The 12,728-nt window shown below is 65.4% G+C and carries 9 protein-coding genes; 6 read left to right on the plus strand and 3 right to left on the minus strand.

Annotation, left to right across the window (positions count from 1 at the left end):
- Nucleotides 1-97: 97 nt before the first annotated feature.
- Nucleotides 98-2,740, plus strand: coding sequence for a helix-turn-helix transcriptional regulator (locus tag CH256_RS15175; protein ID WP_094669977.1), 2,643 nt, complete (start codon nt 98-100; stop codon nt 2,738-2,740).
- A 165-nt stretch (nt 2,741-2,905) separates the two neighbouring features.
- On the opposite strand, the gene CH256_RS27700 is transcribed toward CH256_RS15175, so the two are convergent.
- Nucleotides 2,906-3,241, minus strand: coding sequence for a hypothetical protein (locus CH256_RS27700; protein WP_143536588.1), 336 nt, complete (start codon nt 3,239-3,241; stop codon nt 2,906-2,908).
- 255 nt (nt 3,242-3,496) lie between these two features.
- Nucleotides 3,497-4,366: a hypothetical protein gene (locus CH256_RS15185; RefSeq protein ID WP_256989446.1), complete on the minus strand. Its 870-nt coding sequence runs from the start codon at nt 4,364-4,366 to the stop codon at nt 3,497-3,499.
- Nucleotides 4,367-4,816: 450 nt separating this feature from the next.
- On the opposite strand from CH256_RS15185, the gene CH256_RS15190 reads away from it, so the two are divergent.
- From CH256_RS15190 to CH256_RS15200, 3 genes are read left to right on the plus strand one after another with little or no spacing between them, the layout of a single operon-like run.
- A complete protein-coding gene (locus tag CH256_RS15190; RefSeq protein ID WP_094638957.1) occupies nt 4,817-5,392 on the plus strand; it encodes an HhH-GPD-type base excision DNA repair protein in 576 nt (191 codons plus the stop codon).
- A 51-nt stretch (nt 5,393-5,443) separates the two neighbouring features.
- Nucleotides 5,444-7,837 carry a helicase-associated domain-containing protein gene (locus tag CH256_RS15195; RefSeq protein ID WP_094669979.1) on the plus strand — a complete coding sequence of 798 codons (2,394 nt, stop codon included), beginning with the start codon at nt 5,444-5,446 and terminating at the stop codon, nt 7,835-7,837.
- A 44-nt stretch (nt 7,838-7,881) separates the two neighbouring features.
- Complete coding sequence (locus CH256_RS15200) at nt 7,882-10,215, plus strand: DNA polymerase III subunit gamma and tau (RefSeq protein WP_094669980.1); 2,334 nt, start codon at nt 7,882-7,884, stop codon at nt 10,213-10,215.
- Nucleotides 10,216-10,227: 12 nt separating this feature from the next.
- On the opposite strand, the gene CH256_RS15205 is transcribed toward CH256_RS15200, so the two are convergent.
- Nucleotides 10,228-10,464 carry a hypothetical protein gene (locus CH256_RS15205; protein ID WP_068050455.1) on the minus strand — a complete coding sequence of 79 codons (237 nt, stop codon included), beginning with the start codon at nt 10,462-10,464 and terminating at the stop codon, nt 10,228-10,230.
- Nucleotides 10,465-10,698: 234 nt separating this feature from the next.
- Here CH256_RS15205 and CH256_RS15210 point away from each other — a divergent pair, with 234 nt between their 5' ends.
- Nucleotides 10,699-11,910, plus strand: coding sequence for an acetyl-CoA C-acetyltransferase (locus tag CH256_RS15210; RefSeq protein WP_068050463.1), 1,212 nt, complete (start codon nt 10,699-10,701; stop codon nt 11,908-11,910).
- Between the two features lie 9 nt (nt 11,911-11,919).
- Nucleotides 11,920-12,728: enoyl-CoA hydratase/isomerase family protein (locus tag CH256_RS15215; RefSeq protein ID WP_143536590.1), on the plus strand; the 809-nt coding region annotated here is incomplete at its 3' end.

A 12,728-nucleotide genomic window follows, 5' to 3' on the forward strand; every position in this document is an offset into this window, starting at 1 on the left:
TCCGCGACGACCTGTTCGAGCGCTGCAAGTTCGGCGTCCCGTCCGATCAGAGTGCGAGCCACGCCAACAAACTACGCCGCGCTCGTGGCCGGCCGTCGTGTCCGGCGACGCCGGTGTAGGCAAAACGCGACTGCTGGCAGAATTGCGACGCAATGCGGAAGCACGCGCAACTCGGGTATTGGTCGGGCGGTGCTTGGACCTCGGTGAGGTCGGCATTCCGTATCTCGCGTTCACCGAATTGTTCGGTCCACTCCCGCACACCACACGGACCGAACTGTTCGATGCTGCCCTGGTTGCGCTGGCTGCGGCCGGGGCCGACCGCCCGGCGGTCCTTATCGTCGAGGATGCGCACTGGGCGGACACCTCCACCCGTGAGCTCATGACATTTCTGCTGTCGAGACTCGCGAAAACTCGTGTTGCACTGCTGATCTCGTATCGTAGTGATGATCTGCATCGCAAACACCCACTCCGACAGTCGCTCTCCGAGTGGACACGTCTGAGCTACGTCCGTCGAGTCGACCTGCCGGCTCTCGATGCAGAATCGTCGTACCGCCTCCTCGACTCGCTCCCCGCGGCAACGGATGTGGCATCCCGGGACGTCATCGTGGAGCGATCGGGTGGCAATCCGTTTTTCATCGAGGAACTCGTATCTGCCGGCCAGCGTCCGGGATCGTCGATTCCGCCCGGCCTTGCCGAGCTACTGCTGGTCCGGCTCGACGCCTTGTCGCCCACGGCGAAGTCGGTAGCCGAAACGATGGCGGTGGGTGGCCCCCGCGTCGCGCACGAGGTTTTGGCAGAGGTGACCGGTCTGGACGAGGACCGACTCGAAGACGTGATCCGCGAGATCGTCGACGCCCGGCTCGTGGAGACCGCCGACTTCTACTACGTCTTTCGGCACGCGCTCCTGGCCGAGGCCATCTACGACGACGTCCTGCCCGGCCGTCGTGCGAGGTTGCACGCTTCTTTCGTCGACACGCTCACCGAACACCGGCATCGTGGCGCTGCCGCGGACCTGGCTCGACACGCAGGATTGGCCCACGATCTGCCGAAGGCGTTCAGAGCCCACGTCGATGCGGGCCGCGAGGCGATGACGCTGGCGGCACCTGCTGAAGCCATGGCTCACCTCGCCGCCGCACTGGAACTGCGACAGCCGCAATGGGAGCCGACGGAAACGGCACTGGTGTTGGAGTACGCGGTGGCGTCGACGACAGCAGGGCAAGACCTGCGGGCGCTCTCTGTGGTCCGTGCCGAACTGGAACGGGGTGGGGATGCGTTGTCGATCCCCGATCGACTCGACTTGTTGCATGCAGAGGCGACTTCGGCTCTGGCGATCGAACGTGAGGATTCGGCCCTGGTGGCCGTCGAGCAAGCGTTGATCATCGCGGACGCGGAGGAATTCGCCCCATGGAGGGTGCACTTGACCGCTCTCGGTGCCCGGATAACCGATTCGTTGGGCAGGGAAGATCAGTCGCTCGCCTGGGCCGAGGAGTCTGTGCGTATCGCAGAGTCCCTCGGCGATCCGGGGCGGTCGGCAGATGCGCGAATTACGCTGGCACGCTTGCACGGACGCCATAATGACCCCGCGGCGTCGCGCAGGCTCCTCGTTCGTACCGCCGCACTCGCGCGAGAAAGCGGTGACATCGGGGATCTACTGCGCAGCAAGTTCAATCTCGGAATGGTCGAATTCGACGACGGCAATTTCCTGTCGGCCCAGGAATCGTTCGAGGAGGCAGTCGAGATCGCTCGTTCCACGGGCCGCCAATGGACGCCCTACGGAGTCGGGGCGCGGGTCCAGCTTGCGAACGTGCGGTACTACTCGGGTGATTGGACACTGGCCCTTGCCGACTTGGCTCGGATCGAATCGGCCGCACCACCTTTGGGTTCGGCCGAGCAGCTGTGCGCAGGATTTCAGATTCGAGCCGCGATCGGGGACGAGGAGCTCGCGGCCGACATCGAACGCGTGCGCCCCTACGAGTCTCAGGATGGCTTCATCACGATTCTGAGGAGCGCAGCTGTTGCCTATACCGCGTTGTGCAACGGGCGGTTCAGCGAAGTGATCACCTGCATAGAAGACGCTGTCGCCACCGTGGGTGCGCAATGGCACAACCCATGGTTCGGCGGGCGCATCAGACTGTCGGTACTGGGGATGGAAGCGGCGCGCCGCGGGTCTGCCGTCATCGGTGCGCAGGCCGCATTGGACATCGGATCACGCCTGCACTCCGAGATCGAACGCACAGCGAGTTCCAGCCCGTCCTACGGCTGGGAGTCGACCGCCTGGATGCGGCGAGGCGAGGCCGAGTTGGGTCACCTGCGGCTCAATTGCGGATACGGGGACGCCGCCTCCGTAGTGGCGGCATGGCGTGCGGCCGTGGACGCGTTCGCAATTCAGCCGTTCGAGCGCGCCCGGGCGCTGCAGTCGCTCTCCGAAGCCCTCGAGGCGGCGGGTGACCGGTCGGCATCCGCACACGCGGCCGACGAGGCCATCGCGATCTACGACCGACTCGGGGCCACCGTGCGACTCGGCGATACGCGTCGCCCCGCAGGCGCGGACCTGCTGACTCGACGCGAGTGGGACGTTCTGGAACTGCTCGGCGAGGGATGCACCAACAAGCAGATCGCCGAGCGACTCGTGATCAGCGTCAAGACCGTCAGCGTGCACGTGTCGAATGTGCTGACCAAACTCGGAGCCCAGAACCGCACGGAGGCAGCGCGATTCGCGAAAGGGAAGTCGAGTGAATAGGGCGGGGCGGCGGGGCTCCGGGCTGCGAGAACGAATCGGTTTGAGCAACGCTCGTCGGCGTGGGCACGTGGCTGGTGTGGTGTAACGGGCAGATTCGCACGCGCCCGACGAACGAATCGATGCTCTTTTCGGGGTCGTCTACGCGAGGCGTCGAACCGACACTCTCTATTTCGGCGGATGTGAGTGGAGCAAGGCGTTGTACAGCCGCACTATCGCCTTGCGTACTTCGGCAGGATCGATGTAGAGGTTTTTCTCTTTCAACGCGTCCTCGAGCGCCTTGCCATCGGAAATGTTGTCGGGCACCAGGACGTGCCACTTGCTTACCGGCCCGTGCGCGGTCGCGGGATGCATTGTTCGATAACATCTTCGAGGTCCTGCGATCCATGCCGTAAGTGCACCGTGCCCGTTGGGTATCACGCTGACGTACCGACCCGCCGGCAGCACGTCAGGAATCTCGTCCTCAGCGGCGGACGACGGAAAGTCGCCCCAGTACTGCGCCATGTTGTACCTCTCTGCGGGTCGCCCGAAACCTACTATCAACGATCGACTCGTTGGTTACGGGTTCGGCGGTCTTTTCGGAACGAAATGCGAGGAGTCGACCGTGATCGAGGCAACGACGTCGGCATTGGCAGGGTCGGCAAATGCATCCGGTGTTGTCGATCGCACGGTGCGCGTCGCTGACTCGGCTGTCAGGTCGATCTTCGACGCCGTACCGTCGGAGTCGATGCGGCGCAACATAGTTGTGCCGTCGACGCGTCACCGCGTGCCGTCGACCGCCGTAGCGCGGTCTGCTCGAACAAACCGGATGTCGTCGGGTCCGTCGACGGGAGTGAGGCGTCGGGTAACTCTGTTCAACAATCGAACTCGCTGCTCGTCCGGGTAAGTCCTGATCACTCCATGGCGTCGGTTGCTGTTCATCGACGACCGTGTCCTACCCAGGAGATACAGCTGTCCCTCGTGGACTGTGGTGGTCAAGCTGCCTTCTGTGGTGTATCGCTCGATGTTCAGCTCACCCTCGGGAGAAATGGTGCACAGGTGGATATCGTGCTCGGAGGTGATCCAGAAGCCGTCGTCGATCGCGTGTATCCGACGCGACCAGCGGTCGACCGAAGGTTCGATGGTCAGCGGCAGCAGGTAGCGAGTGACGACCGGAACTGCGCCCGCCGTATCGACCTGCAGAAGAACCGGGTCCGACGAGTGCATGACCCAGATCGAATTTCCCCTGATCGTCACAGCTCCAGCTACGAACGGTCTGAGCGAAGAGGGGTTGTCGTCGAGATCGATGTCGATCAGTACACCCGACACAACGAAGCCGCCGTCTTCGGTGTCCTTGGACGGCCACCATTCGTGTGCGACGGGAATGGCATCGATCTCAGTGAGCTGGTTGGTTCCATCGATGGTGGTCCAGCCGTTTTCTGTCGGTCGAACTTGTTGGTCGACGAGATGCATCGAGCGGATGCGACCGTGGACGCGGGGTGGCGCGTCCACGCCGAAGTCGGTGAGCATCGCGTTGAACGTTCCGGTCAGAGTGACCTCGCCATCGGTGGGCTCGTCGGTCCACCACTGGGCGCTCCAGCCGTCGCCGTAGACGAAATGAAGCCAGAGTAGACGCCCATCGCGGTGCATGCTGGGTGCTCGGCCGTAGGCGGGTCTGGCTATGGCAGTGCGTGTTTCGTCGCACGGGCTAGGTGCATCCGCTAGCGAGTAGTGCTCGAGGGCGACGTCCGCGAGATCACCGACCGATGCGCGGGGAAAAGATCCATCCTGAATGACCCACCCTGCAACAAACACTCGAAGGGTGCGTGGAGACGAAGCGTTCATGCATTCCCCGACGCAGTAGGGGAGTCCGCACGACGAGGCGTGGCGGGCGTCGGGTCACCGTGTTCTGAACACTACATGCGTTGGTGGAAACGAAGTATCCACTCGAAAGGCTGCGGTTGTTGCTACGCGTACTTTCTCCCCGTCTGGCACGGAGTGAAGTCGGCACCGAACGCGTCGAACAGTGTCCGTCCCACTGCACCATTTCCCGAGTCCAGATCGTCATCCATGGTGGAGGTGCATGGCAAGATCGAGGCCATGTCTCGCACACTGCACCTCGTCGGCGATCCTGAGGCCGATGCACTGCTCGCCGAGGATCCGTTCGCACTGCTGATCGGCATGCTGCTCGATCAGCAGGTACCGATGGAATCGGCGTTCGCAGGACCGAAGAAGCTCGTCGATCGTCTCGGCGACCTGAACGTCGACACCGTCGCCGACACCGATCCCGACGAGTTCGCTGCCCTGTGCGCGCAGACCCCGGCCGTCCACCGGTTCCCGGGTTCGATGGCCAAGCGCATCCAGGGACTCGCGGCGTTCCTGGTCGAGAACTACGACGGCAAGCCGCAGGAGATCTGGACTCGGGACGATCCCGACGGCGCAGAAGTGCTGAAGCGTCTCAAGGCCCTCCCCGGCTACGGCGATCAGAAGGCCCGCATCTTCCTCGCGCTGCTCGGCAAGCAGATGGGCGTCACGCCGGACGGTTGGCGCAAGGCCGCCGGAGCGTACGGCGACGACGGTGCGCGTCGATCCATCGCCGACGTGGTGGACGAGAAATCGCTGCTCGAGGTACGTGAATTCAAGAAGGCAGCGAAAGCCGCAGCCAAGAACAAATAAGTCTGTCGGTGCCCGTCGATACAGTGACCAGAACTTTCACCGGGGGGCGAAATGACCGACAGTATCGAGACCTACGAGGGCTGGCTGGCGACTCTCGACGAGGACGCACTGACCGATCTGCTGCACCGTCGGCCGGACGTGGCGACCGACCCGCCACCGCGCTCGTTCGGCTTGCTCGCGCAGTTGCTCGGTGCACCGTCTCGGGTGTCGATGCTGCCGCGTCGACTCGACAGCGGCGCGCTCGCTCTCCTCGAATTGTTCGCGCTCATGGGAGATCTGAGCCGCGCCGAGATCGGGCACTGGGCGAGTGAGGGCCCGATCAACGAGACGCCGCACATCGATGCCGCTCTCGCCACACTGACGGCCTACGGGTTGATCTGGCCGCACTCCTCACCCGGCGCAGGCACCGTCGAATACTCACCCATCGATCTGTCCGGGGTGTTCTCGCATCCGTTCGGACTTGCCCGCAGGCAACGAAAGCTGTTCCTGCACTGCGCCGTCGAGCAGGATCGGCTGGCTGTGCTGTCGATCCTCGGAATCGACCCGTCGCTCGAGCGAGGGGCGCGCGCCGACGCCGTTGCAGCCGCGATGACGCCCGAGCGCATCCGTGAACTGTTCGACGGCGGGCCGGAGGAGATGCGAGCGATGTTGTCTCGCTTCGTCGATGGCAAGCCGGTGTCACTGATCTTCGACATTCCACCGAGCGCGGGGACCCCTGCCTTCGAGCGGGGATTGTTGTACCGACTCGACGGGCACCGCGTCGAGATGCCGCTGGAGGTGAGCATCGCCCTGCGCGGGGTGGGGTGGGGTCTGCCCATCGAACTCACGCCGCCGACCTTCGACACCCGCGTGCTCTCGCACGACGACGTGCGGCGCACTCGTTCCATCGCACTGCTGCAGTTCTGCGAACACACGCAGGCATTGCTGACGGCCATCGACGCCGACGGCCTGACGACGATGAAGACCGGCGGCGTCAGTGCCAAGGAACTTCGGTCGCTGACGAGCAGGTTGGGATTCGCCGACGAACACGACACCGCGTTGATGTTGATGCTGGCACGCGAAGCCGGGCTGCTGACCGAACGCGGAAAGACCGGTGTCGCGTTGACCTCGGCCTACGAGACATGGTCGACGAGTGCCCGAGCCGAACAGGCGGCGACGCTGGTGACCGCGTGGTGGAGTTCGCCCTTCACTCCCACTCATAGAGTGCCCCGTGCGTCCCAGAAGACCGTTCCCGTGCTCAAGAAGATGCTCGACGACCCCGCGGCAGCGGACCTGCGCGCGACGGCGCTGACAGCTCTGCTCCGATACGAGGACGTCGCCTCGCCGGTGACGGTTCTGCAGGATGCCGAGGAGTTCGCCCGGTACCTGGACTGGCACATCCCGGTCGTCTCGACGAGCGCCGGGCCCGGCCACGTGCACGCGCTGTGGCTGGAGGCGAGTCGACTCGGGATACTGGCCGACGGTGCGCCGACCGATCTGTGCCGCACCCTCACCGAGTTCCCCGCGGGTCGAGACGGTGACCCGAGCGAAATCCGTGCGGCTCTGGCCGCACAGTTGCAGGACATGGCCGAGTGGGTTCCGTTCTCCGTTCGGCTGTTGCCCGATTCCACGGCGGTGGTGACCGGACCACCCAGTACCGAGGTGGCGTCGATTCTCGGCGCGGCCGCGCAGCCCGAGTCGAGGGACGTCGCATCGGTCTGGCGGTTCACCCCCGCGACCATCCGAGGGTTCTTCGACACCGGTGGCACCGGCGACGAGTTGATCGATGCGTTGACCGCGATGGCCGACACCGACGTACCCCAGGCTCTGAGCTACACGATCCGGGACTGCTGGCGTACCTACGGCGCCCTGGCCGTGCGCAGAATTCCCTGCGCCATCGTCTCCGAGGACGTCGTCCTGCTGACGAACATCGAGACCGACGAGTCCCTGGCAGTGCTGCAGTTCCAGCGCCTCGCTCCCACCGTTCTGGTCAGTTCGGCCACGCCGATCGACACCATCGCAGTGCTCCGCAGGCACGGATACTCCCCGGTGCGGCACTCCGACACCGGGCAACTCCAACTCGACAGCGCACCCCGGATCCGCGCGGGGGACACCCGGCCGACGCATCGTGCCGTCCACCAGGCACGGCACCGACGCGAACCACGCGAGCTCGCGCGGCTCCTGCTGGCCGGCAGCAGCGGAACCGTCGACGAGGCACGAGTGCGGTCTGCGCTGGATTCGCACAGCCGACTGCTGCCGCGAGAGCTGGATCTGTTGACCGACGCCGCAGCGCGCGGCACACCCGTCACGATCGACTATCAGAACTCCAGGGGAGCCATCGTGCGGCATGCGATCTCGGATGCGTTGCAGGACGGCCATTGGCTGTACGCGCTGTCGGAATCGACCGGAAGCCGCGAGAGCTTCGCCGTCATGAACATCAGAGCGGTATCCACCGCCGCACAATGACCGGCGATGCAACTGTGTCCGTGGTCGCCGGTACCCTTTCGGGCGTGGCCCTCTACCGGAAGTACCGTCCTGCGACGTTCGCCGAGGTCGTCGGTCAGGAGCACGTCACCGAGCCGATCAGCGTGGCGTTGGACAGCAACAGAATCAACCACGCCTACCTCTTCTCCGGGCCGCGCGGCTGCGGAAAGACTTCCTCGGCGCGGATCCTCGCCCGATCGCTGAACTGCGCCGAAGGTCCCACGTCGACGCCCTGCGGCGTGTGCAACTCCTGCGTCGCCCTCGCCCCCGGCGGACCCGGCAACTTCGACGTCGTCGAGATGGACGCGGCCAGCCACGGTGGCGTCGACGATGCCCGTGATCTGCGAGACAAGGCCGTGTACGCCCCGGCCGAATCGCGCTACGTCATCTTCATCATCGACGAGGCACACATGGTGACCCCGGCGGGCTTCAACGCGTTGCTCAAGGTCGTCGAGGAACCGCCCGAGCACCTCGTCTTCATCTTCGCGACCACCGAACCCGAGAAGGTTCTCCCCACCATCCGCTCGCGTACCCACCACTACCCGTTCCGGCTGCTCGCGCCGTCGACGATGCGCGTTCTGCTGGAAAAGATCTGCGGTCAGGAACAGGTCCCGGTCGAAGACGCGGTCTACCCGTTGGTCATCCGCGCCGGCGGCGGCTCGCCCCGTGACTCGCTCAGCGTCATGGATCAGCTCCTCGCCGGAGCCGGGCCGGAAGGCGTCACGTACCCGCGAGCACTGTCGCTGCTCGGCGTCACCGACGTCGCGCTCATCGACGAAGCCGTCGACGCATTGGCTGCGGGCGACGGCGGCGCACTGTTCGGCACCGTCGACAAGGTGATGGACGCCGGCCACGACCCACGCCGGTTCGCCATCGACCTCCTCGATCGCATGCGAGACCTGATCCTGATGAAGGCCGTGCCCGACGCCGGAGAACGCGGTCTGGTCGACGTGCCGGGCGACGTACTCGAGCGACTGCGTGACGAGGCCGATCTGCTCGGCTCGGCGACGCTGACTCGCTACGCCGAGATAGTGCACTCGGGACTCGGCGAGATGCGCGGTGCCACCGCCCCACGCCTGCTGCTCGAAGTGATGTGCGCCCGCATGCTGCTGCCCTCGGCCTCCGACGCGGAATCGGCGGTGCTGCAACGACTCGAACGCGTCGAACGTCGCTTGGACGTCACCCTTCCGGCGGGGGAGCAGGCAGCCGTCGCCCAGGCAGTTGCGGATCCGACGCGACCGCAACTGCAACCCACCGAGGAGCCCGCACCCTCGGGTCCGGCACCGGTGAGCAAATTCCAGCGACCGTCACAGCGCCCCCCGGCCGCAGAGCCGACAGCGCCCGCACCGGCACCGGCTCCGGTGGCGGCCGCACCCGCTGTCTCAGTCCCGGTGCCGACACCTGAGCCGGCACCGACGCCCGAGCCCGAGCCGGTTCCGACACCCGCACCAACACCTGAGCCAGCTCCGACACCTGAGCCAGCTCCGGCACCCGAGCCCGCACCAACACCCGAGCCCACACCATCACCCGAGCCTGCGCCGGCGTCAGTATCCGAGTCCGAGACCGCCCCGGAATCTATTCCTGTGCAACAGGATTCGGCCCCAGCCGCCCCGGCTGCACCAACTGCCCCGACGCCGCATGAGGATTTTCCGCCGGAGCCCGAGGAGGATTACGGCCCCGAACCGGATCCCGTGTTCGAGTCGGAACCGGAACCCGTGGCGGCCCCTGCCCCCGCGTCGAACGAACCCGACGCAGCTGCGGTTCGCGCGGTGTGGTCCGAGGTGCGTACGAAAGTGCGGGAGCGGAGCCGGACCGTCGAGGTGATGCTGTCCGGAGCCTCGGTGCGCGCGGTCGAGAACGGCACCATCACGCTCGGCCACGATTCGGCACCGTTGGCCAAGCGTCTGGAGGAACCCCGCAACGCCGACGTCATTCGCGACGCTCTGCGTGACGTGTTCGGCGTCGAATGGTCGGTGGTATGTCTGGTCGGTGCCGCGGCACCACCGGAACAGTCATCAGCAAAAAAAGATGAACCGGCAGCGAAACCCGCGTCGTTGCCGAAGTTCTCGAGGCCGAGCCAGGCAGGGGCTCCCCGTCCCACGTCGGACGGGTTCGGATCAGCGGGCGACGGATCCTCGGCCGGCATCGGGGCGGACGACATTCCGATGCCGGAAGCCCCGGACTATCCGGACGAGCCCGAGCCGGTAGGGCCACCGCCGCCGGAGACCCCGGAGGACGAGGAAGAGTTGCTCAAGGCTGCCGCCGAGCCTGCCGATCCCACGGTTCGCCGGGACCCGGAGACAGTCGCGATGGAGCTGCTGGTGAGCGAACTGGGAGCGGTACCGCTCAAAGAGATCTGATCGACGGGTGACTCAGCCGACGGTGAGATCCTCGTTGTCGGCGAACACCAGGCGGCCACTGTCGAGTGCCACTGCCCAACGCCGTGCCACCGCCCATTCCCTCGACGTGGTGTCGGGGGTCTGCACGCCGAAATCCTCGACGATGGCTCCGGTCTCGTACGCGTCCTGACCGGACTCGTCGTCGGTGCCGGTGGTGTGAATGCGTACTTTGACGCGGGCGCCCACGGTCAGTTCGTTGTCGGTTTCCATGGAGGGTCTTCTTCCGCGCTCGGTAGATCTGATCTATCCGAGTGTCCCATGCCGACTTCGTTCAAACCTGAACTTCCGCGCCGGTCATGGAGAACGCTCGTTTCGGTCCTTATGTCGGATCGACCCGCGGCCCTACTGTGAAGTGAGCTGAGGTCTGTTGTGGCCTCGCATCGACGCGGTCGGCCAGCACGGCGACGGCGACGCCGATCGAGAATGTGGAAGGAACTGCGCGCTGTGACTACAGAGGCATTCATTTATGAAGCCATCAGGACTCCCCGAGGCAAAGGAAAGAACGGCTCCCTGCACTCGGTGAAGCCGATTTCCCTGGTGACCGGCCTGATCGACGAGCTTCGTCGACGTTTCCCCGACATGGACGAGAACCGGATCTCCGACCTCATCCTCGGAGTGGTCTCGCCCGTCGGAGACCAGGGTGCCGACATCGCCCGCACTGCCGTGCTCGCTGCGAAGATGCCCGACACCGTCGGCGGCTTCCAGCTCAACCGTTTCTGCGCGTCCGGCCTCGAGGCCGTCAACCTGGCCGCGCAGAAGGTGCGTTCGGGTTGGGACGAGCTCGTCGTCGCCGGTGGCGTCGAGTCGATGTCGCGTGTGCCGATGGGCAGTGACGGCGGCGCGTGGGCCATGGACCCCGCCACCAACTACGACACCTACTTCGCCCCGCAGGGCATCGGTGCCGACCTCATCGCCACCATCGAGGGCTTCACCCGTGAAGACGTCGACGCCTACGCCGCGCAGTCGCAGGAGCGAGCCGCAGCAGCGTGGTCCGGTGGATACTTCGCCAAGTCCGTCGTGCCGGTCACCGACCAGAACGGTCTGCTGATCCTCGATCAGGACGAGCACATGCGTCCGGGCAGCACCGTCGAATCGCTCGGCAAGCTGAACCCGGCATTCACCGGTATCGCCGCCATGGGCGGATTCGACGACGTGGCGCTGCAGAAGTACCACTGGATCGAGAAGATCGATCACGTCCACACCGGCGGCAACAGCTCCGGCATCGTCGACGGCGCAGCCCTCGTCCTCGTCGGCAGCGAGCAGGCGGGCAAGGACCTGAACATGGTTCCGCGGGCGCGCATCGTCGCCACGGCCACCAGTGGTGCCGACACGACCATCATGCTGACCGGGCCGACCCCGGCGTCGAAGAAGGTTCTCGCCACCGCGGGGCTGACCGTCGACGACATCGATCTCTTCGAGCTCAACGAGGCGTTCGCGTCCGTCGTGCTGCGGTTCCAGAAGGATCTGAAGATCCCGAACGAGAAGCTCAACGTCAACGGCGGTGCCATCGCCATGGGCCACCCCCTGGGAGCAACCGGCGCGATGATCACCGGCACCGTGCTCGACGAGCTCGAGCGCCGCGGCGGTCGTTACGCGTTGATCACCCTGTGCATCGGCGGCGGCATGGGCGTTGCCACCATCATCGAGCGAGTCTGAGGTAAAGACATGAGCAACAACATGATTCAGTGGGACCAGGACGCCGACGGCATCGTCACGCTGACAATGGACGACCCCAACCAGGGCGCCAACACGATGAACCAGCTGTACAAGGACTCGATGGGTGCTACCGTCGAACGCCTCGAGGCCGAGGTCGACTCCATCACCGGTGTCGTGATCACGTCCGCCAAGAAGACGTTCTTCGCCGGCGGCGATCTGCACACCCTCATCGCAGCCAAGCCCGAGGACGCCCAGCAGGTTTTCGACGAGGTCCAGGAAGTCAAGGGGCAGCTGCGTCGCATCGAGAAGCTCGGTAAGCCGGTCGTGTCCGCCATCAACGGCGCAGCACTCGGCGGCGGACTCGAGATCGCCCTCGCGACGCATCACCGCATCGCGGCCGATGTTTCCGGCGTCCAGATCGGTCTGCCCGAGGTCTCGCTCGGACTGCTTCCCGGCGGCGGCGGCGTTGCTCGCATCACGCGACTGCTCGGCATTCAGACCGGTTTCATGACCGTCCTCGCCCAGGGCACCCGGTTCCGTCCGGCGAAAGCTCTCGAGATCGGTCTGATTCACGAATTGGTCGGCAGCATCGACGAATTGGTGCCGGCCGCCAAGGCGTGGATCAAGGCCAACCCCGAGGGCGGCGTCGCACCGTGGGATGTCAAGGGCTACAAGATCCCCGGTGGAACGCCGTCGAACCCGAAGCTCGCGCAGATCCTGCCTGCATTCCCGTCCAACCTGCGCAAGCAGATCAAGGGCGCACCGATGCCGGCTCCGCGCGCGATTCTCGCTGCGGCAGTGGAGGGTGCGCAGGTCGA

Source organism: Rhodococcus sp. 05-2254-6, from assembly GCF_002258565.1.
GTDB lineage: Bacteria > Actinomycetota > Actinomycetes > Mycobacteriales > Mycobacteriaceae > Rhodococcoides.

What these genes read in the sequence shown, in the direction of transcription:
- CH256_RS27700 (WP_143536588.1), bottom strand. Translation starts at nt 3,241, where the DNA reads ATGGCGCAGTACTGGGGCGACTTTCCGTCGTCCGCCGCTGAGGACGAG.
- CH256_RS15185 (WP_256989446.1), bottom strand. Translation starts at nt 4,366, where the DNA reads ATGCACCGCGATGGGCGTCTACTCTGGCTTCATTTCGTCTACGGCGAC.
- CH256_RS15190 (WP_094638957.1), top strand. Translation starts at nt 4,817, where the DNA reads ATGTCTCGCACACTGCACCTCGTCGGCGATCCTGAGGCCGATGCACTG.
- CH256_RS15195 (WP_094669979.1), top strand. Translation starts at nt 5,444, where the DNA reads ATGACCGACAGTATCGAGACCTACGAGGGCTGGCTGGCGACTCTCGAC.
- CH256_RS15205 (WP_068050455.1), bottom strand. Translation starts at nt 10,464, where the DNA reads ATGGAAACCGACAACGAACTGACCGTGGGCGCCCGCGTCAAAGTACGC.